Source organism: Nocardia sp. NPDC056100, from assembly GCF_042266325.1.
In the GTDB taxonomy this organism is placed as follows: domain Bacteria; phylum Actinomycetota; class Actinomycetes; order Mycobacteriales; family Mycobacteriaceae; genus Nocardia.
Genome location: NZ_JBHJVY010000003.1, coordinates 1,222,729 through 1,242,845 on the forward strand (window position 1 = coordinate 1,222,729; position 20,117 = coordinate 1,242,845).

Annotated in this window: 16 protein-coding genes; 6 read left to right on the forward strand and 10 right to left on the reverse strand. The window is 67.9% G+C overall.

Annotated elements, in window-relative coordinates; all coding sequences use genetic code 11:
* The first annotated feature begins 21 nt into the window (after positions 1-21).
* Positions 22-549 carry a hypothetical protein gene (locus tag ACFC0O_RS27830; RefSeq protein WP_364641443.1) on the forward strand — a complete coding sequence of 176 codons (528 nt, stop codon included), beginning with the start codon at positions 22-24 and terminating at the stop codon, positions 547-549.
* Positions 550-552: 3 nt separating this feature from the next.
* On the opposite strand, the gene ACFC0O_RS27835 is transcribed toward ACFC0O_RS27830, so the two are convergent.
* The 4 genes from ACFC0O_RS27835 to ACFC0O_RS27850 all read right to left on the reverse strand — a co-directional run bounded on the left by ACFC0O_RS27835 (position 553) and on the right by ACFC0O_RS27850 (position 4,790).
* Positions 553-2,817 (reverse strand): helicase-associated domain-containing protein, encoded by a 2,265-nt coding sequence (locus ACFC0O_RS27835; RefSeq protein ID WP_375963897.1) that lies wholly within the window; start codon positions 2,815-2,817, stop codon positions 553-555.
* A gap of 343 nt (positions 2,818-3,160) precedes the next feature.
* Positions 3,161-3,349, reverse strand: a complete 189-nt coding sequence (locus ACFC0O_RS27840) for a hypothetical protein (protein WP_067568388.1) — start codon at positions 3,347-3,349, stop codon at positions 3,161-3,163.
* Between the two features lie 156 nt (positions 3,350-3,505).
* Entirely contained in the window at positions 3,506-4,132 is a 627-nt protein-coding gene (locus ACFC0O_RS27845) for a resuscitation-promoting factor Rpf1 domain-containing protein (RefSeq protein WP_364641439.1), read from the reverse strand.
* Positions 4,133-4,559: 427 nt separating this feature from the next.
* Positions 4,560-4,790 carry a hypothetical protein gene (locus ACFC0O_RS27850; protein ID WP_364641436.1) on the reverse strand — a complete coding sequence of 77 codons (231 nt, stop codon included), beginning with the start codon at positions 4,788-4,790 and terminating at the stop codon, positions 4,560-4,562.
* Between the two features lie 181 nt (positions 4,791-4,971).
* On the opposite strand from ACFC0O_RS27850, the gene ACFC0O_RS27855 reads away from it, so the two are divergent.
* Positions 4,972-5,400 carry a cold-shock protein gene (locus tag ACFC0O_RS27855; protein ID WP_364641791.1) on the forward strand — a complete coding sequence of 143 codons (429 nt, stop codon included), beginning with the start codon at positions 4,972-4,974 and terminating at the stop codon, positions 5,398-5,400.
* Between the two features lie 81 nt (positions 5,401-5,481).
* Here ACFC0O_RS27855 and ACFC0O_RS27860 read toward each other — a convergent pair whose 3' ends face one another.
* The 3 genes from ACFC0O_RS27860 to ACFC0O_RS27870 all read right to left on the reverse strand — a co-directional run bounded on the left by ACFC0O_RS27860 (position 5,482) and on the right by ACFC0O_RS27870 (position 9,188).
* Positions 5,482-6,066: a DUF2771 domain-containing protein gene (locus ACFC0O_RS27860; RefSeq protein ID WP_375962746.1), complete on the reverse strand. Its 585-nt coding sequence runs from the start codon at positions 6,064-6,066 to the stop codon at positions 5,482-5,484.
* A 15-nt stretch (positions 6,067-6,081) separates the two neighbouring features.
* Positions 6,082-7,692: an MFS transporter gene (locus ACFC0O_RS27865; protein ID WP_375963900.1), complete on the reverse strand. Its 1,611-nt coding sequence runs from the start codon at positions 7,690-7,692 to the stop codon at positions 6,082-6,084.
* Between the two features lie 701 nt (positions 7,693-8,393).
* Positions 8,394-9,188, reverse strand: coding sequence for a glutaminyl-peptide cyclotransferase (locus ACFC0O_RS27870; RefSeq protein WP_375962748.1), 795 nt, complete (start codon positions 9,186-9,188; stop codon positions 8,394-8,396).
* 17 nt (positions 9,189-9,205) lie between these two features.
* Here ACFC0O_RS27870 and ACFC0O_RS27875 point away from each other — a divergent pair, with 17 nt between their 5' ends.
* Together ACFC0O_RS27875 and ACFC0O_RS27880 are read left to right on the forward strand one after the other, a co-directional pair.
* The gene (locus tag ACFC0O_RS27875) at positions 9,206-10,516 is read left to right on the forward strand and encodes a DUF3027 domain-containing protein (protein WP_375962751.1); all 1,311 of its coding nucleotides are present in this window, start codon (positions 9,206-9,208) and stop codon (positions 10,514-10,516) included.
* 738 nt (positions 10,517-11,254) lie between these two features.
* The gene (locus ACFC0O_RS27880; RefSeq protein WP_375962753.1) at positions 11,255-14,359 is read left to right on the forward strand and encodes a sacsin N-terminal ATP-binding-like domain-containing protein; all 3,105 of its coding nucleotides are present in this window, start codon (positions 11,255-11,257) and stop codon (positions 14,357-14,359) included.
* Positions 14,360-14,422: 63 nt separating this feature from the next.
* Here ACFC0O_RS27880 and ACFC0O_RS27885 read toward each other — a convergent pair whose 3' ends face one another.
* Complete coding sequence (locus ACFC0O_RS27885) at positions 14,423-15,037, reverse strand: TetR/AcrR family transcriptional regulator (RefSeq protein WP_375962755.1); 615 nt, start codon at positions 15,035-15,037, stop codon at positions 14,423-14,425.
* Positions 15,038-15,164: 127 nt separating this feature from the next.
* Here ACFC0O_RS27885 and ACFC0O_RS27890 point away from each other — a divergent pair, with 127 nt between their 5' ends.
* A complete protein-coding gene (locus ACFC0O_RS27890; RefSeq protein WP_375962758.1) occupies positions 15,165-17,240 on the forward strand; it encodes a neutral/alkaline ceramidase in 2,076 nt (691 codons plus the stop codon).
* 77 nt (positions 17,241-17,317) lie between these two features.
* Here the strand turns inward: ACFC0O_RS27890 and ACFC0O_RS27895 are convergent, their stop codons facing one another.
* A complete protein-coding gene (locus ACFC0O_RS27895) occupies positions 17,318-17,557 on the reverse strand; it encodes a DUF2530 domain-containing protein (protein ID WP_364641419.1) in 240 nt (79 codons plus the stop codon).
* Positions 17,558-17,835: 278 nt separating this feature from the next.
* Here ACFC0O_RS27895 and ACFC0O_RS27900 point away from each other — a divergent pair, with 278 nt between their 5' ends.
* Positions 17,836-18,273 carry a MarR family winged helix-turn-helix transcriptional regulator gene (locus ACFC0O_RS27900; protein ID WP_375962761.1) on the forward strand — a complete coding sequence of 146 codons (438 nt, stop codon included), beginning with the start codon at positions 17,836-17,838 and terminating at the stop codon, positions 18,271-18,273.
* A 55-nt stretch (positions 18,274-18,328) separates the two neighbouring features.
* On the opposite strand, the gene ACFC0O_RS27905 is transcribed toward ACFC0O_RS27900, so the two are convergent.
* Entirely contained in the window at positions 18,329-20,107 is a 1,779-nt protein-coding gene (locus ACFC0O_RS27905) for an AMP-binding protein (protein WP_375962764.1), read from the reverse strand.
* Positions 20,108-20,117: the final 10 nt, after the last annotated feature.

A 20,117-nucleotide genomic window follows, 5' to 3' on the forward strand; every position in this document is an offset into this window, starting at 1 on the left:
CGGTGAGAAAGGTTTTCGCAGGTGAAGTTCACAGGAACGAGGCCGCTACTGCGCCTCGTGCTGGCCCTGGTGGCCGTGGCGGTGGCCGCGCTGGCAGTGACCGGTTGTTCGATGATCAAGGACGCCAGCAAGTCCGATACCGCCAAGGCGAAGGTCGGCGACTGCATCAACGTGATCGAGGGGTCGATGGTCGACTCCAAGACCGAGCCGGTCGACTGCTCGTCGGAGAAGGCGGTCTACAAGGTCGCGCAGATCTTCGACAAGAAGACCGACTGCAAGGAAGAGCAGACCTCCTACGAGGAGACGCTCAATGGCGGAACCACCGCGTTCCTGTGCCTGACGCCCAACTTCAAGGAGGGCGCCTGCTACAACGAGAGCCAGACCACCGGCTACAAGAACGTCGAGTGCACCGCGCCCGAGGCGTCGTTCAAGGTGACCAAGCGCATCGACGGCCAGGCCGACGAATTCCTGTGCGATGCCAACACCGCGATCGGCTTCCGGACGGTCTCGGACCCGAAAACCACGTTCTGCCTCGGGAATCCGAAGTAGGACCTATTCGATCAGCGCTACCGACGCGATGCGGTGCAGGGTGAAGTGCCGGATCGCGCCGGTCACCGGGTCCAGCGCATCCAGTTGGCCGCCACCGACTTTCAGCGGTTCGACCACGCGCTGGGTGGCGACGCCGGAGGCGTCCACATAGCCGATGTGCACCGGACGCCTGGTGCGGGAAGCCAATTGGAGCAGGTTGAGGGTGGCGGCGGTGGTGGTGCGGGTGCCGTCCGAGCGGACGGTCTGACCCGCCCGCGATTGCGCCGCCCGCTCACCCGCGCGCAATTCCGCCACCAGCGCCTGAAGTTGTTCGGTGCTGGGCGGATTCGGCCGCCAATTCGGCTTCTGCCCGGAGCGGGCCGGTATGCGGGCACCGCGCGGGCGCAGATCCACGATCGCGCCGGAGGAGTCCTCACCCGCCGGGCTGAAGCCCGCCGCGCGCAGATGTTCGAGCACCTCGCCCAGGGCGGCCTGCGAAATGGCGACCGTCGGAGCCACCGCGCGCAGCGCCAGCTGACTCGCCACGGGGGCGGCCAGCACTTCCGCCAGCAGCGCGGGATCCTCACTGCGGACGAAGGATTGGGCCATCCCCGCGCGTAGTCGCCCGTGCCGCCGCGCCACATCGTCGATGAGATAGGTGAGCGCCTGCGGTACCGGGGTGCGCGAATGCGTCGTGAACAGGTTATGCAGTTCCGCCGCTGTCGCACCCGCGTCCAGCGCGCGCCGCACCGAATTCTCACTCAGCCGGTAAACCGTTGCCGCACCGGCCGATTCGACATCGGCGACCAGGGAGATTCGATCCAGCAGCTCGGGTACCAGCGGCCCGGGCGCGATCACCGTCAAATCCGCCTGTACGAGAACATGATCCACGGGTTCGGGCAGGGCGGCCGCCATCTCCGATTCCGCGTCCTCCGCGCTGCCGTGCAGCAGTGCCCGGCCCGCCGAGGTGACCGCACCGCGCGCCACCAGGCCCAGCGTCTCGGCCTCGGCGAGCGTGCGCTCCACCGCGTCCAGCCGGTAGTGCCGTCGCCAGCGCGGTTGCCGCCAGGCCAGCGCCCGGCCCAGATCGGCGGCGGAAACCGCGTTGCCGGAAGGGTATTCGGCCAGCAGGCGCAGGATCGCGCGGCGATCGCGGACCGCGTGCACATTGCGCAGTTCGGCCGAGAGTGCGGCGAGGGGTTTGTCATTGGCGTCCCGCGCGCCGATCATCCACGGGAAGCGATCCAGCTCCAGCCAGGCTTGCGCGAGCACCACCCAACGGCGGGCGGGGACCACGGCCAGCCAGGCGTCGGAGGTGGTGGTCGGGGCCCAGAAGTCCTCGGTGCCGTCATCGGGCAGCGGTTCGGGCGAGCCCTTGTCCAGCAGCCGGGCCGCGGCCAGCACCTCGGCGATCAGCCCGATCCGGGTCTCATCGACCCCGGTCTGCTTCACCACCCGCCGGATCTCCCGCACACCCAGTCCGCCCGAGCGCAGTGCGGGCGCGGGGGCCTGGGCGAGCACATCCAGGATGGCGGCGCTGTGCCGCAACAGTTCTCCGACCTCACCGGCGGCCGCCGCGTTCACATCCGCGCTGCCCTGCTTGCGCAATTCGGGCTGCGGCGGGGTGAGCGCGTGCGGATCGGTGACCGGTTCATCGCGCAGCACCTGGCCGACCGAGATCGGCAGTTCCACCGTCTCGTCATCGATCCAGCGCAGTAGTCGGCGGGCCAGCAGCCGTTGCACCGGCCGGTCCTCCGGCGTACCCGGTGCGGCATCGCGGGTGCGCCCGCGCGGCCCGGTGGTCGCCAGCTTGTCCAGCAGGCCGCGTTCGGGCGGAAGCAGTTCCGCCAGTGCGGCATTGATCTCGGGCTCGGTGAGCGAATCCGGCAGTTCGGTGGTGCTGCCCAGCGGCCACGGCAGCGCCTCCTGTGCGGAGGGGGTCAGATGCAGTGCCTTATCCGATCCCCACACCAGCGCCCGCGCCCGCAGCTTCGCCACCGACGCGTCGATGGCGGCCTTACCGACGCGATCCCCGAGAACCTTGGTCAGCACGGTGCGCGGAGCGGGCTGCGGATCGCGCAGATCTCCCGCCCGTTGCACCACAAGGGTTTCGATGACCGCGAAGTCGAGCGTGTCCAATTCATCGGTGGCCCGCAGTACCGAAGCGCGCTGTTCGGTCCGAGCCGCCAGCACCGCCATGGACGCGGGCAACGGCACCGCCAGATCCGGCCGCACCTGTAAAAGCTCCACGAGCGCGTCATCCCCGAGCGCCGCCAGCCATTCGGTCAGCGTCGCCGCCTCGGCGGCTTTCGCCGACTTGCGAGGTTTGGCGGTCTTGACCGCCTTGGCGGGCTTATCCGGCGCCGCATCGGGCGCGGCGGAGGATGCGCCGTCAGCGTCGGCGGGGGGAACGGTATCGGTCACTTCACCCGATCCAGGCGGACGAATGCGGTTGCCTCGAAAGCACGGCGAGACAGGTGGAATGGGGGCCGTGCGCAGCGGCCGGAGGTGATCCGGCCGGGGGCACGGCACAGACGCGGTGTGACGCACGGCTGCGCGGCCGCCGCGGGTGCGGCGGCCGCGCGAATGCGAGCCGTGCCGTTAACCGCATGGTTATCGGTGTAGCGGCTGATCAGCGGTTGATGATCGTGTGCGGGTGCACGTAGGGCAGCTGATCCACGGGAAGCGGGAACTCGGTGTCCTCACCGTACGGGGAGAGGCCGCCCGAGCGGGTCGACGAGAGCTCGGTGACGGCGTGATCGCCATTGGCCGTCTCCGGCCAGCCATTGTCGACGTAGGGTTTCTTCGATTTGTTCACCACGCGCTCATTCTGACATGAGCGTTACCGACGCGCCCCCTCCGGCACCCGGATGTTTGCCCGGCGCACGGCGTTCCGGCAGCAACATCGGTCCCCGGAAAACACAAACGCCCCGCATCGTCATTGATGCGGGGCGTTTGTATACGCGAACGAGGTGTCTCAGTGGGGGAGCAGACCCTTGTTCGCCTGGAAGAAGTTGACGATCGTGGGATCGAGCTGAGTGTTGTTGGCCTTGCTGACATTCAGGAAGTCCAGCACCGGCTGCGGGATGTTGATGCCCTGCGACTGCGCGATCTCCATGGCCTTGTCGACGGCCTGGAAGACCTGCTGGCTGCCGTCGGCGGCCTGGACATTGCCCGGGCTCGGCGGATTCCACTTGGTGGGCGCTTCCGTCTGCGGAGCGGTGCGCTGCGACGGTGCGCTGTGCAGGCCGAGGCTCGAGGAGCAGGAGGGCCAGGCGCCCCAGCCCTGCGAGGCGAGCACCTTCTCGGCGACCGTGATCTGCTGTTCGCGGCTGGCCTGGTTGGCGGTGGGGGCGTATTCGCCGCCGCCGTGGGCGGTCCAGGTGCTGGGCGAGAACTGCAGCCCACCCTGGAAACCGTTGCCGGTGTTGATGCCCCAGTTGCCTCCGGCCTCGCACTGCGCGAGGCGATCCCAGTCGGAGTCGGGTGCCGCGCTGGCGTTACCGGCCAGGGCCACTCCGGCTCCACCGAGGGCGATGCCCGTCAGGGCTACCTTGGCGACCGTGCGACCGGTGTTACTCGGCTTGCGATGGCGTCCACTCATTTTCGGGTTTTCCTCTCGTACGCGCCTCGAGGGTTGACTACCGGGGGCGAACTGAGAGGTCGTCCGCTCCGGCGCGCTGGTGCGCGCTGTTCCTCGTCCTCACCCCTGGGTTCCAGTTGGGGTCCGTACCCGCGGGGTGAGGTTCGGTGCGGCGGGCCGGTGGCGCCGGGCTGACCCGGCTGAAAAATGACCATACGGCGGTCCCCGCGAAAAATCACCATTTGGTAACCGTCGTGTCTGTCCGGGTCAGTAACCGGCGCAAGGGGTTCCGCTTACCGTCTGTGCAGGTGGTCACGGCGAGTCTGCGTCGATAGGGGTCTGTCACTCCGCCGTGACCGTTCTGTAATGTGACGAAGGTCACATGTGTGGTCCGGTAACGAAGTGGGCAATCGGACGTGTCACAGACGGAGTTGACCGGAATGCCGGTTCAACGTGCGCGGCGACCCGACCACAGCGCGAATACCAGCGCCAAGAGGAACCCCAGCGGCGCCGCCATGGCGAGCAGATACAGCCACACCCCGGGTTTCGAATCGGTCAACAGCCCTACGCCGAAGATTGCGACAATGGCCAGCAATCCCACCGCGAACAATGTCATGGCGAGATAGAGGAGCCAGCTTCCGGACCTGCGCGGAGCCTGCTCGGGAGAAGTATCGGACACCCCAGAACCGTAAAACTCACGTGCTGGGGCCTTTCGCACCGGGGTAGACTCGAATCCAATCGCGTCCTGCCATAGCTGTGGGGCGCGTTCTTTTCGCAAACGCAAGGTCTCGGACGATCGGTCCGCCGACCACAACTGTGCCCGGCGAGCCCGGGCATCGAATGACGAACGGGTGAGCGCAGTGCCGACCGGCAAGGTGAAGTGGTACGACGTCGAAAAGGGCTTCGGCTTCCTTTCCCAGGACGAGGGTGAGGATGTTTATGTTCGTTCGTCGGCGCTGCCCGAAGGTGTCGAAGCGCTCAAGCCCGGACAGCGGGTCGAATTCGGGATGGCGGCGGGTCGCCGCGGTCCGCAGGCGCTGAGCCTCAAACTGCTCGAAACCCCCACTGTGCGTGGCAATGAGCGCGAATCCCGGGAACGCCGTCCGCGCAGTGACGCCCCCATCAATCGCAAGTCCACCGATGAGCTGCACGGCCTCATCGAGGACATGATCACCATCCTGGAGACCAAGGTGCAGCCCGATCTGCGCCGCGGTAAGTACCCGGATCGCAAGACCGCCCAGCGCATCGCGGAAGTCGTGCGCGGCGTGGCGCGCGAGCTCGACCACTAGGTCGTAGCCGAAAAGCCAACGGGCCCCGGTGAGTTCAACTCACCGGGGCCCGTTTTTCTGCGAATGGGCTTGCGCCGCAGGTCATTCGATATTGAGGCCCTGATACGCCGGGGTGTGGATGGACCAGATCGCGCTCGGCACCCAGCCCACATTGCCCTGCGCGTCCATCGCGGGCACCGGCAGGTACAGCTCGGCCACCGCGAGTTTGATCTGCGGATCATTCGGGGTCGGCACGGTGATCGCGGCCGGGGTGCCCGAGGTCTCGACCTCGGTGTTGACCAGGCCCTTCTTGTAATCCTCGTAGGTGAACGCGCCGACGGCCACATTGTCGCCGGGCAGGCGGTAGAACAGCTTCATCCGCCAGGGGGCCTTGGCGATCTCCTTGGGCAGCGAGATCTGCAGCGGGGAACCGGCGGGGACATCCAGATTCGAGACGGCTTCGGCATTGCTGCAGTCGCTCAGATCGATCTGGCCGTTCGCCACCTTCGGATCGCAGAACATGAAGGGCGACACCGTCACCGACTTACCGTGCGCGTACGCGGTGAGTTCGGGCTCCGGCTTGGTCGCGCGATTGGCGACGACCACGATGACGGCGACATAGGCAACGGCCACCACGAGCAGGGCCGCCAAGAGCGCGACGATCGTGCGGGCATTGGGTTTGCTCACCGTGGATTCCTGTCCTTATGTGGTGGGCTCCTCGGCGCCGTGGGCGCCGGGGATCTCCTGTTGCGCGTGTTGCGGGCGGTTACCGCCCAAACCGGGCAGCAGCGAATGACCACGGTAGCTGACCACCGTTTGCACCAATCCCAGCGCCATCACCCCCGTGACCGCAGCGAAACCTTTCCACCACTCGGTGGGCAGCAGTACGCCCATCGAGCCGCCGATCACCCAGGACAGCTGCAATACCGTTTCCGACCTGCCGAAACCCGAGGCGATCGATTCGGCGGGGAGATCGTCCTGAATGGACGCGTCCAGCGAGACCTTGGCCAAGGCGCTCGCGCCCGCCGCGACCAGCGTGGCCGCGGCCGCGCCCAGCAGATTGCCCAGTACGGCCGCCGCCACCGCGACACCGACACAGGACAGCGTGCACAGCAGCACGATCAGGGTCGGGCGGCCCAATTTCATGCGCGCACCCGTGGCATTGCCCGCGAAATTGCCGACCGCGGCGCAGACGCCGACCACGCCGAGCATGGCGGCCTGCTGCACCGGGCGATGTTCGGTGGCCTTGGCGACGAACGCCACGTAGAAGGTGAGGAATCCGGTCAGGATGCGGACCGTGCCGTTGCCCCACAACCCCGTGACCACGGCGCGGCCCAGCGGCTGGCGGCGCTTGCTCGGCTGAATCTGCTCCGCCCGTTGGGCATCGAGGACCTCGGTGTGCGAATCATCGCCGTGATAGGTCAGCGTCGCGGGCACCTCACCCTCGGTGACCTCCACCCAGGACGGGATCTTCAAACTGAGATAGCAACCCGCACCGGCCAATACGGCCGCGAACAGCAGTGCGCCCGCCGAATGCGCCACCGAGGCGATCAGTCCCGCCACACCGCCCGCGCCCAGCGTGCCGCCCACCAGGCCGAATACCGTGAGCCGGGAATTGGTGCGCACCAGGTCGATTCCCGGCGGCAATACGCGCGGCGTCACCGCGGATTTCAACACCGAGAACGATTTACTGAGAATCATCATGCACAACGCGAGCGGATACAGCGCCCAGTTATCCACATTGAAGATCAGCAGCACCGCCACCAGCACACGCACGGCGAACGATCCCGCCAGCGCGAGTCTGCGACCCCGCTGCAACCGGTCCAGCATGGGCCCGATCAGCGGTGCGATCACCGCGAACGGGGCAATCGTGATCAGCAGGTACAGCGCGACCTTGGTCTTGGATTCGGCTGTCGCACTGGCGAAGAACAATGTGTTCGCCAACGCCACGGCAACCGCGGCATCGGTCGCGAAATTCGCCATCGTCGCGTAGACCAGCGCGGTGAGACCCGACTCCTCGGCTCCATCGGCCTTCGCCGCTCGCTGAAAAGTAGCGAATCCGCGCTCGGTCAATTCGATGCTCCGCCGCGCCGCCACCCGCGTCACCGTCAACTTGCGCGGCGGCTTGTGCAATCCGGCATCCCCGACCTGCTCCGTCACACCCTCCTCCGCCTGCGGCAGTGGCCGAGTCGCCTCCGGCCGCGTTCGATGCGGGTCTACCCGATCCGAGCGGTCGGAATCATGTCCGGGCTGTGCGGGGGCACCGGCGGGTAACTCCGGCCGCGGGCCGCCCCGGGCATTCGGGGAGCTCACGGCCCGGGCTTCCGGGACCGCGCCGCGTGGATCCGCGGGCTGAGCCCCGCGCAGGCGCTTGGTCTCCGCTTCGGAAGGGGTCAGCGGGCGTTGCGCCCCAGCGGAATCCGGTACCTGCCGGGCATCCGCGGGATAGTCGCCGCGCGCGCCGAAATACCTGGTGGTCGTGGCTTCCGGCGCGGGCGTTCCGGACCGTCGCCGGGACCATCGCGAAACCCGCCGCCGCTCTTGCTCTTCGGCGGCCTGCACACCCGATCCCGAAGGATGTCCGGGTTGTGCGGCGGCGCGATGCGTCAGGAACTCCGGCACTTCCTCGTCGCCGCGCGATCGCCGGGACGGGGTATTGGCCGGGGGATAGCGGTCGAAGCCGGGGTGCCGTTCGATGAGCGGAGACTCCTCGTCGCCCCACCGGCCGGGGTCGGCGTCAGGTTCGCGGGGAGTCGTCACGCACCCAATTCTTGCAGTGCCGGACGACAGGGGTGCGACTACGGCGGGTGTGCGGGGACACAAAGCCCGCTTGACGGTCGTGAATTCGCGATGCCGTGCCTAGTCGGCCGGGACATTCGCGCTTCGGGGCGGGTGTTGATTCTCACCGGCGGGAGTGGGCGTGGTGCCCTCGCCCGCGCGGATCGCGGCGACCTGGGCGGGCGAGCCCGGCCTCGGTGCCGGTGGGCGGCCGCGATCGGAGCGGGTGATTCCGGTCAGTCGGGGAGGAAGCGGACCTCATAGGTGGTGGGCCAGTTCTTGCCGGTGAGGAGGAAATGATCGGTGCCGGGGAGATGGGTGATGCCGTTGAGGACATCGGTGGCGGGGGTGCGGGCGGAGCGGGGGAGCAGGTCCGAGGCGTCGATCGCGTGCAGGACGGTGCCGGTTTCGGGGTCTATGTGCAGGATCGTGTCGGTCGGCCAGACATTGGCGTACACCGAACCGTCCGGGGCGCAGTCGAGTTCGTTGAGTTTGGCGTCTTTATGGCTGGTGAGGGCGATTGTGCCGGTGGGAGTGAAGGTTTCCGGATCGCGGAAGGTGAGGGTGGCCGAGCCGTTGGACATGAGGACGCGGCCGGCGCGGGTGCACAGACCCCAGCCCTCACCGTCGAAGGTGGTGCGGCGCAGTTCGGTCAGGGATTTCGGATCGCGGGCGAAGGCGATGCCGTCGCGATAGGTGAGCTGCCAGAGCAGGTTTCCGGCCACGGTCACGCCCTCGCCGAACAGGGGTGCGGGCAGGTCGGCGCGCGCGAGCTCGGTACCGCCGTCGAGGGTGGTGGCGCGGATGTACGACTGTCCGGAAAGTCCGGTGCTCTCGTAGAGCGTGTCGCCGTCCACTTCCAGTCCTTCGGTGAACGCCCGCGTGTCGTGCGGGCGAGTCGCGATGACTTCGACACGCAGGCGCGGCGTGTCGTCGGCTCTGTCACAACCGGTGATTGCGGCGGCCAGGCACATGGCCGAGCACAGCATGATCTTCGCGGCCGCTACCGGTGCACGACGTTTGCGCTCCATACGGCAAAATGTAGGGCGTGAGCGCGGTTGGAGTTTCGGAGTCCGGTGTTCGGCCGATCCTGGCGGAGGCGGTCGACCTGGCTCGCCGTGCGCTCCTGGAGTTGGAGCCACTCGGCGTCGGCAGGCATATAGGTGTTACGGCCGAGGATGATTCGGCCGCGACACATCATTTCGAGGCCACGCTGCCCGGCTATCGCGGCTGGCAGTGGGCGGTCGTGGTGGCCGCCCCGCCCGAGGCGACCCGGGTCACGGTGAGCGAATCGGCGCTGCTACCCGGCCCGGACGCGCTCGTCGCCCCCGACTTCCTGCCCTGGGATCAGCGCATCCGCCCCGGCGACCTCGCCCCCGGCGATCTGCTGGCCCCGCCCCTGCACGACCCCCGCCTCGTCCCCGGTTACATCGCCTCCGGCGATCCGGTCGTCGACGAGGTAGCCCTCGAACTCGGTCTCGGCCGCCCCCGCGTGCTGAGCCGCGAAGGTCGCGAGGAAGCGGCCGACCGCTGGTTCTCCGAATTCGGCCCCGATACAGACATGGCCCGCGCCGCCCCCGCCACCTGCGGCACTTGCGGCTTCTTCGTCCCCCTGGCGGGCGGCCTGCGCGCCGCCTTCGGCGTCTGCGCCAACGCCATGGGCGCCGACGGCCGCGTCGTCAGCCTCGAATACGGCTGCGGCGCCCACTCCGACACCGAACTCCCCACCGGCGCAGGCTCCCCGGCCTACGAAGCCTTCGACGACGCCGCCGTCGAAATCATCCCCCCCGAAGAACTCCGCAAGCCGGAACCGCTTGCGGCCGAAGGCGATTCCACCCCGGCAGGCGAGCCAGCCACCGAGACCAGCGCCGCCGACGAGACCAGCGCCGAATCCACCCCCGTGGAAGCAACGCTCGCCGAAACCGCTTCGCCGGACTCGGCATCCGCCGCTTCCGACCTCGTCGACCCGTCGCCGGTGAGCGAGTCGGCCGAGGTGGCAGCGAATACTCCTGCGCCCGAACCGAATTCGCCGGAGCAGCCATCCTCCGCGGCCGCACCCGATGTGGTTGCGAACGAACAGGCGTCGGTTCCGGCGACCGTAAACACCCCCGTCGCAGCTGAGGCCATCGCCGAAAGCGCCACCGCCGAGGCCATCACCGCCGTGGCGGAGGTGGCAGCCGTGACACCGCTCGAATCCGAGATCCCCCAGGTCCCCGCCGACAACGGAATTCCCACGCTGTTCGACCTCGCAGACCCCGACATGGTGGTCGACGACGCCTGGGGCGTGAGCGCGGTCCGCGTCGAAGCCGAAACCGCCGCACCGCAGATCGGCGACCCAGGAGCCTCGGAGTCGCACTGACCCCCGAGAGCCGCCGAGTCGCACCAACTCCCGGGAGCCGCGGAGTCGCACTGACTCCCGGGAGCCGCGGAGTCGCACCAACTCCCGGAGCTCGCTCTGGCGCTGCGCCGGTTAGGAAATCCGGTCGCAGCCCGGCGGGCCGATCCCGCCGTGCGGATCGTCATCTGGTGGGAACGACCGCCCGCGATCTAGTGGACGCGAAGCTGCACAGGCTGCTGTCCTGGCGCTAGACGGTGCGCGTGATCACCTGGAGCCCGTGCGCCAGTTCCAAGCGGTTCGTGGCCACCCGCGCCCGGTGGTCGGTGTGCCCCATCACGGCCGAGTAGTGAAGCCACCGTGGCGTGACCGTGAAGGTCGCACCATCGTCCAGGGAGCGTCTGAGCCTTCGGGTGACTGGGTCGGCAGGCCAACGTCATTCGCGATGGGCGATGTTCACTGTCGCGTGTGATCGCGGAGCTGGACCAGCGGCGCACCGCCATTTCCGCGTTCAACCCGGGCGGGATGTGTGACCACCAGTTGCCGGTGGTCTCTTTTCAGATGCGCGACTGGTTGGAGAGGCCGCGCGGGCGGCTCGGGTGGGGGTCCGGGTGCTGGTTCGCGGGGTGGGTGGGGGCTATGGGTGAGTGGGTGGGGGGAAAGGCGCTTAAGGTGTGCTGTCGCGTCCGGGTCGGCCGGGCGGGTGGGCGCTGCTGGCGTTCATGAGCGGAAGGGGTGCGTGGGTTGGACGGCGGTAGGGCTGTGGGGGATCCGTTCGATACCGCGGGGTTGCGGGCCGGGGTGATCGCGGCGTGGCGGGGGTCGCCCACGCGGTTGCGGGAGGATGCGGCCACCGAGGCCGATTTGGTGCGGGCCGGGTATCGGGATCGGGTGCTGACCGAACTGGCGCAGAACGCCGCCGACGCCGCGGCCAAGGCGGGGGTCGTCGGGCGGCTGGCGGTGTGGCTGGACGGGCGCGTGCTGCATGTCGCCAATACGGGTGTGGCGTTGGATATTTCGGGGGTGCACGCGCTGACGGCGTTGCGTGCGTCGGCGAAGACCGCCGGACCGGCCGCGAGCGAGGCGGCGGTGGGGCAGTTCGGTGTCGGGTTCACCGCGGTGCTCAGTGTGGCGGAGGAGGTCGAGTTCCGGTCCACGGGTGGGTCGGTGCGCTTCTCGCGGGCCGAGACGGCGGCGCTGCTGGCGGCCGAAGGCGTCAAGATTCCCGAGGTGGAGGGCGAATTCGTACCGCCCGCGCTGCGGCTGGCGTGGCCGAGCGATGCGAAGCCCGCCGCCGGGTTCGACAGTGAGATCGTGCTCGAACTGCGGCCGGAGGTGGATGCCGACGCGCTGCTCGCGGGGATGCGAGCGGAAGCGGTGGATCTGCTGCTGGAATTGCCCGCGCTCCAGAGTGTTTCGATCGCGGATGACGAAATCCGCTGTGCTGTCACCGATCTCGATAACGGACTACAGGAAGTCCGGGTCACCGGGGAGTGGGAGGACCGGCGCTGGTGGCAGTACCGCGCCCCGCACGCGCGCTGGCTGCTGCCGCTGCGCGAAGGCCGTCCGGTGGCGGTGCGCCCGGATGTGCTGCGCGCCCCGACCCGCTCGGATGAGGAACTCTCGCTCCCCGCGCTGCTGATCGCCGATATCCCCATGCAGCCCGATCGCCGCCGCCTGCTCCCGGGTGCCCGGATCGCCGAATTGGCCACGGGCTACGCCGATTTCGCCCTGGCACTGCCGCCCGCCGACCGTCTAGTGCTGGTGCCCGCCCCCGGCTTCGCGCGCAGTGAGCCCGATACCGTCCTGCGCGAGGCCCTCATCGCCGAACTGCGCGAACACCCCTGGCTCCCGGTCCTGCGCGGCCCCGTCTTCGGTTCGGGCGGCGAAGCACTCGGCGACCCCCGCCTCATCGGCAGCGATCACGCGCTCGGCGGCAATCCCGAACTCGGCGCGGACCCCCTGCTCGAATTCGACGCGGCCCTCGAGGCACGCGCGGGCAGCGGCTATGACGTCCCGGCCGGAGTCGGTAGCCCCGATGAGGATGCCGCACATCAGCTGGAGTTGACGTTCGGCGATTCCGGTACGAATGGCGTACTGCGCCAGGATCTCTCGCTGCGGGCAGGCGCGCCCGAAGGAGAGGCGATGCCCGAGGCCGCCGCATGGCCGGAGGTCGGTTCGCTGCCCCGGGCCGCTTCCGCGTCGGTGGCCGAGGAGCTCGGTGAGCGGCCGCGGCGGGCGAGCGTATTCCCGGGTGCGACGCCGGAATTGGCTCGATTGCTGGCGGAAATTGTTGGGCCGCTGGTGATTCCGGAGCTTTCCGGGCGTGCGGGGTCGGATGCGCTGGCCGCGCTGGATGTGCATCGGATCGGGTTGGCGCGGATCGCGGAATTGTCGAGCAGTCTGGAACGTCCCGCGCAGTGGTGGTATTCGCTGTACGACGCCCTGGAACCGTTCGTGCTGGATCCGCTGTCGGTGGAGGAATTGGGGGCGCTGTCGGTGCCGCTCGCGGACGGGCGGCTGGTGACCGGGCCGCGCACCGTGGTGCTGGATCTCCAGCTGGAGAACGCCATTCCCGTGCACTGGGCGCGCCTGGTGCATCCGGAGGCCGCGCACGAGTTGCTGGGCCGCTTGGGCGCGCGCGCCGCGACGCCCGAGGATTTGCTGAATGATCCCGCGCTGCAGGCGATCCTGGAGGACGATCCGAGCGATCCCGATACCGTGGAGGCGGTGTTGAGCCTGGCGGGCACCGCCAGGCCGGGCACCCTGCCGACCTGGCTCGGCCTGCTCGAATTGCCGGACGACTCAGGCGAATTGCTGCCCGCCGACGAACTGCTGCTGCCCGAGGCCCCGCTGGACGGTGTGCTGGTGGCGGATTCGCCGTTCGAGATCATCGCCGAGGAGACGCTGGAGAAGTACGGCCGCGACGCCTTGCGCGCCATCGGTGTCGGCTGGAGCTTCACCCTCGCCGTCGAGGAGGACCCGACCGGCCCGGATCATCACCTCGATGACGAGGACGCCTGGTGGGAGGGCCTGCAGGAGGATCCGCCGGAGCTGCGCGCGGTCCGCGACCTCGATCTGGTCGACGACGCGAAATGGCCGGAAGCCCTGCGCCTGTTGCTCTCCGACGAGAGCACTCGCCCGCTGCTGTCGGATCGCGACGGTTACACCGCCTGGTGGTTGCGCAAGAACGCGCATATCGACGATATCCCGCTGGGCCTCATGCGCCACCCCGAGGACGAGAGCCTCGCGGGCCTGCTCCCGCAACTTCTCGGCTTCTCCGAGCAGGATTTGCTGGTATTGCGCGGGGTGCTCGCCGCCCCGGAGATCATGACCGCGCAATTGGCGGAGGAACTCCTGGACGCCCTCGCCGACCCGACGAGATCGCCCACCCCCGAGGCGATTTCACAAACGCATCGCCGCCTGGGGGTGGCGATGGCCGAGGGCCTGCTCGATGTCGAGGACCTGGATTTCCCGGATCATGTGCGCGCCCTCTCCGGCGCGGTCATCGATCCCGCGGACGCCTTGATCCTGGACAAGTCCTGGTTCGGCCCGGCGCTGCCCGCGGATCGCCTCATCGTCGGCGATATCGCTTCGGCCCCATCCCTTTCCGCACTGCTGGACATCCCGCTGGCCTCGGAGGTGGTGACCGCCGAAGTCCTCGGCGAGGGCCGTCGCACCACCTGGAATACCGATCCGCTCGGCGTGCTGTTGCGCCTGCAATTCGGTTCCGCCTCCACCGCAGGCGATCTCGTCGTTCACGATGAGCTCCGGGTGCGTCTGACCGGTGCGGTGGAGACCACCGTCTCGGTGCCGTGGTGGCAGGACGGCGATACCGTTCACGTACGGGCGCAACCGTTTAGCTAATCATCCGCATGAAAAAGACTCCGGCGCGCGTGAATACGCGCGCCGGAGTGGTGGACGGGGTGGTCAGGCGGTGTACGAGCAGACCATCTTGGCTAGCAGGTCCAGCTGTTCGCGCACGGCCGCGCTGTCGTTGTCGACCAGCCAGCGCAGCACGATGCCGTCGATGGCGGCGAGGGTGAAGCGGCTCAGGGTGGTGACCGGAACGGTCCACTGGGTGCCGGTGGCCTCGCGGGCGTGTTCGACGATGTCGGCGAGCGTGGAGTCGTTGAATGTGTACTGCTCGCGGGCGATTGCCAGTTTCGCCGGAGTTTGTTCGCCTTCGCGAAGTGCGTAGGTGGTGGTTTCGTAGGTGAGTAGTTGACGTTCGGGTGTGGCTTCGACGTTGAGCCACATGAGTTCCAAGGCAGCGCGCACCAATTTTTGAAGCGCTTCTTTTCCAGTTCCGACGTCTTGCCATACCGTTTCGTTGGCATCGACGGAATCGCGCAATTCCATCGAAAGCGCCTTGACCAGCTCGGTCATCAGCTGATCTTTGTTTTCGAAACAGTAATGCACCACACCGAGCGAAACACCGGCTGCCTGTGCAACATCGCGCGTGGTAACTCCTGCCACGCCCTTTTTTTCGGCAAGGCCGATGGCCGCCTCGATAAGGTGGGCCCGTCGTTCTTCGACGCTCAATCGGGAGGACACTCCAGGGAGTTAAGCGTCCGGGAAGCGCACAGTCAATTCGCAGGGTCGGAAAATCTGGCCTGGACGAACGTCCAGTTGTGTGGTTCGCTGCCTTCCAGAACGGAAGGAGACGCGAATGGCGCTGTCGGACAAGGAAACGGCCGATGCGGGCGAGGTCACGACCGTCTCCCGCCGAACGGTGCTGGCCGGAGCCGCGATCGGCGCCGCAGCGCTCGGAGTGACGGCAACATTCGCGCTACCCGACTCGCGCGCAAACGCGGATTCCGGTGAATACCTCGTCGGAGTGGGCATTTCCGACATCACCGGTCCCGCCGCCGAATGCGGGATGATGGGCTACTCGCAATTCGGACAGGACACCGCGGGCATCCACCTGCGCCCCCGCGCCCGCGCCTTCATCTTCGGCAGCGCGGACCAGCGCGTGGTCTACGTCGTCGCCGACAACGGCATGATCTTCCAATCCGTGCACCGCGGCGTGATGGCCGCGCTCGCAACACGATTCGGTGATCGCTACACCGAGCAGAACGTCCTGCTCACCTCCACGCATTCCCACGCCACCTGTGGCGGATCCAGCAATGACTACGCGTACAACCTGTCCATTCTCGGATTCCAGCAGCAGGTGTACGACGCCGAAGTGAACGGCATAGTCGAGGCCATTGCCGCCGCGGACGCCGACCTTTCCCCGGGCAGCCTCGCACTCGGGCGCGGAGAACTGCACGACGCCAGCGTGAATCGATCCAAGATCGCCTGGGATCGAAATCCCGACGCGGACAAACAGGTTTTCCCCGACGCCATCGATCCGGCGGTCACCGTGCTGTCGCTGCGCAAAGGCGGGCGCGAGGTCGGTGTCATCACCTGGTTCGCCACCCACAACACCTCGATGAGCAATACCAACCGGCTCATCAGCGCCGACAACAAGGGGTACGCCTCCTACTCGTTCGAACACGAGGAACACGGCGTCCGCTACCTGGACGGCTGCGATTTCGTCGCCGCCTTCCCACAGACCAACTCCGGCGATATGTCGCCCAACCTGAATCTGCACCCGACCGATGGTCCGACGCAGAACGAATTCGACAACACCCGCATCATCGGCGACCGCCAATACCGCGCCGGGAAAACAGCTCTCGCGGCCGCGAGCCCGCTCAGCGGTCCGGTCGCCAGCCTGCTCTGCTACATCGATATCGCGGATATCGAGGTCGACGGCCGCTGGACCCCGAACGGTCAGCCCCGGCACACCGCACCCGCCTGCGCGGGTGTCTCACTCATCGCGGGCAGTGTCGAGGACGGTCCGGGCCTGCCCGGCGTGCCGATTCCCGAGGGTGTGCGAAACCCGTTCGTGGACGCGCTCGGTGGCGTCAACCAGCCGGTACCCGATTGGCTCGCCGACGCCCAGGCCCCCAAGGCCATCGTCGCGCCGCTCGGCATCATGCCGCCGGTGCCGTGGGTGCCGAGCGTGGTGCCGATCCAGCTGGTGCGCATCGGCGACCTCTATCTCGCCTGCGGCGGAGCGGAATTCACCATCACCTCGGGCCTGCGCATTCGCCGCGTGGTCGCGGAAGCCCTCGGCGTATCGCTGGATCAGGTCCTCATGCAGGGCTATGCCAACTGCTATCACGAATACGTCGCCACCCCCGAGGAATACGACGCACAGCAGTACGAGGGCGGCTCAACCCTGTACGGCCGCTACACTCTCCCGGCCTATCAGCAGGAATTCCACCGTCTCGCAACAGCTTTCGCGGCGCGGCAGGCGGTCCCGCGCGGCCCCGCCCCGCGCGACGTGTCCAACCTCCAGCCCAATTTCGTCGCCGCCCCCGGCCCTGACGCCACCCTGCCCGGCACGAACTTCGGCGACGTCCTGACCCAACCGGCCCCCGCCTACGCCCCCGGTGACCAGGCTGCGGCCGAATTCGTCTCGGCCCATCCGAAACACAACCCCCGCCGCAACGGCACCTTCCTGGAAATCCAGCGCGCCACCGACTCCGGCTGGACCCGCATCGCCAACGAAGGCGAATGGCCGGTCAAATACTTCTGGTCCAAACGCGGCGCGGACGTCTCCATAGCCCGCTTCACCTGGGACATCCCCGCCGGCACCCCACCGGGCCGCTACCGCCTCCAGCACTACGCCGACCAACTCGCCGCCGACGGCACCCTGCACCCCTTCACCGGTACAACCACCGAGTTCGACATCCGCTGACCGCCTGCGCTTCTCGTCCCCGCCTGCCGTGTGCACGACGGGGGTATGGCTGCCGCCATGAGTTTGTGCGGGAGTGGTTAGTCCAGGCCGAGCTGTGCGCCCTTGTCGCCGCGCCGCGCGCCGCGGCGCTGGATGGCGAAGATGGTGTAGCCGAGCAGGCCCACGCCCAGGCCCATCAGGCAGATCGGGCGGGCGGTCGCCCAGTCGTCATTGAGCCAGACCACGATCGTGGCGATCAGGAAGCCGAGGCTGCCGACGGCCAGGACCGGTCGCGGGTCGGTGAAGCGCTGCGGGATTTCCGGTACGGGCTGGGTCACGAGATCCAGGGTAGAAGGTGGAGCGGTCGGCGGGGGATCGGCGGGGCCGCCCATGTGGAGTTCCGGTGGTCGCGGGCCGCAATGCGGCGCTGCTCGAGCCATGGGAGATACCGGAGGGATGCGGATTTTCGACATTGGGGAAATGTCTGGTTTGGGCGGGGATGGTGTGGGGGTACTAGGGGGTGGGGGCGCGTACCGGTCGGGTTCGCCGCCCGGTGGCGGGGGTGTGCGCCGGAACAGGCGTCGTGTGCGTGAACGGTCACGTATCGTTTCGCTCTGTGACAACGCCTTCCGATATTCGAGCGCTCGCCGGTGAACTGTCGCTGGCGGTGGTGCGCTTGACGCGACATCTGCGCGGGCGGCGTGCCGATGCCCAGATTTCGCTGACTCAGCTCTCCGCGCTCGCCACCCTGAACCGGGACGGCGCCATGACGCCGGGCGCGCTGGCCGCCAAGGAGCGGGTACAGCCGCCGTCCATGACGCGGGTCATCGCGTCCCTGTCGGAAATGTCGCTGGTGCAACGCGATCCGCATCCCACCGACGGTCGGCAGATCATCGTGTCGCTGTCCGAGAGCGGGCGCGCCCTCATCGCCGATGAGACCCACGCCCGCGAGGCCTGGATGACCGATCAGCTCTCCAATCTCAGCCCCGACCAGCTGGCCGTGCTGGAGCAGGCCGTCGGGATCATGAAACAGATCGTGGACGAATCCGAGTAAAGATATCTCGCGCGGCTCCACTTCCCAGTGCTGGAAATCCGGGTGCCGCGACCGGCTAGACCGGGGTTCGGCCGTAGTGCTCGTATTCGCGGGACAACTCGTCCCGCAGGCTCTCGGTCAGCGGTTGGTAGCGCAGGGATTTCGTATCACCCAGGTACACGGGATCTTTCGTGAGCCAGGAATCGCGGCGCAGTGCCGGTTTGTCGATCTTGCGGGTCGCGGTGACCGGAATGGATTCGGTGACGCGCACGAAGCGTGGCGCCCATTTGGTGCCGAGATCGGGTTGCGCGGCGAGGAATTCACCGAATAGTTCCGGATCGAATCGCACACCCGCATCCAATTCGAGGGTCGCCATCACCTGATCGCCGGTGCGCGGATCCGGAATCGGGTAGACCGCCGCCAATTTCACGCCGGGAAACCGGGCGAGAATGCGTTCCACCGGTGCGGTGGCGAAGTTCTCGCTGTCCACGCGCAGGCGATCACCCGACCGTCCCGCGAAGTAGAAGAATCCCGCCTCGTCCTGATATCCGAGATCCCCGGTGCGGAAGGTCGCGCCGTCCACGCGTTCGGCACTGGCTTCGGGATTGCGGTAGTAGCCCTCGAACATGGCCGCACCGGCGATATTCACGATCTCGCCGATCGCCTCGGATGCGTTGAGCAGCGTGCCATCGGCGGCGAAAAGTGCACGCGGGCACTGTTTTCCCTGCTCGTCGTGAATCTCCACCGGCATGAACTCGGGTGCGCGGCCGAGCGCTCCCGACGGTGAATCGTCGGTGAGCCGAATGACCACCCCGCCCTCGCTGGATCCGTAACTCTCCACCGGCGTCACCCCGAACCGGCGCGCGAATTCGGCCCGGTCGCGCGGCGCGGCTTCGGTCCCGAAAGCAGTGCGCAACTTGGTATCCCGCTCCAGCGGCGACTCCGGAGCGGACAGCAGATAGGCCAGCGACCGCCCGACATAGTTGAAATAGGTCACCCCGAACCGCCGGATATCGGGCAGGAACCCGCTGACCGAGAAACGGCGGCGCATGGTGAAGGTCGCACCCGTGAAAACCGAAGGCGCCCAACAGGCCATGATGGCGTTCCCGTGGAACAGCGGCATGGCGTTGTAGGTGACATCGGCGCGGGTCAGCGAACAGTGATTCATCGCCCCCAGCGCCGCCAGCCGCCCGGTCGTGCAGATCACCGCCTTGGGCGCACCGGTGGAACCGGAGGTGAAGGTCAGCAGCAACCGCGTCGACCGATCCCGGGCCTCGGGCGCGACCCATGCGTCCACCGCGCCGCCGCGTACGGCCTGGCCCGCATGCGCATCCGTGGTGAACGGGTCGCGCGCGGCCGTCGCGAACTCGGCGGAAACCCGCTCCCGCCAACGGGATTCATCGATATCCAGCACGCGATCGGCGTCCACGCCGGTGTCCAGCCCGGCGAGCACCGCGCGCTGTTCCCCGTCGGTGATGATCAGATCGCAATCCACGCCGCGAATATCGCCCGCCAGTTCCGCACCGCGCCGGGTCGGATTGATGCCGATGAGCGTCGCCCCGGCGAAGGCCGCGGCCCCGAGCAGGAAGATGTACTCGGGCACATTCTCCAGCAGCACCCCGATGTGGAACGGCCGTCCGGGTCGGCGAAATTCCCGGAGAACCGCTGCGCGAGCGGCGCATTCGCGTACCACCTCGCCCCAGCTCCAGGTCGATTCCTCGAACCGGAGCCCCGGATGGTCGTCAGCTGCGCGGAGCAGCAGCAGATCGGTGAAGGTCAGCCCCTGCTCGGCGGCCTCGGCGGGTGTGAGGCGCGGTATCTCGGGGCCGGTCGCCCACAGCGGATTGTCGTGCATACCACCACTG

What these genes read in the sequence shown, in the direction of transcription:
- ACFC0O_RS27905 (WP_375962764.1), bottom strand. Translation starts at nt 20,107, where the DNA reads ATGCACGACAATCCGCTGTGGGCGACCGGCCCCGAGATACCGCGCCTC.
- ACFC0O_RS27870 (WP_375962748.1), bottom strand. Translation starts at nt 9,188, where the DNA reads ATGGAGCGCAAACGTCGTGCACCGGTAGCGGCCGCGAAGATCATGCTG.
- ACFC0O_RS27890 (WP_375962758.1), top strand. Translation starts at nt 15,165, where the DNA reads ATGGCGCTGTCGGACAAGGAAACGGCCGATGCGGGCGAGGTCACGACC.
- ACFC0O_RS27845 (WP_364641439.1), bottom strand. Translation starts at nt 4,132, where the DNA reads ATGAGTGGACGCCATCGCAAGCCGAGTAACACCGGTCGCACGGTCGCC.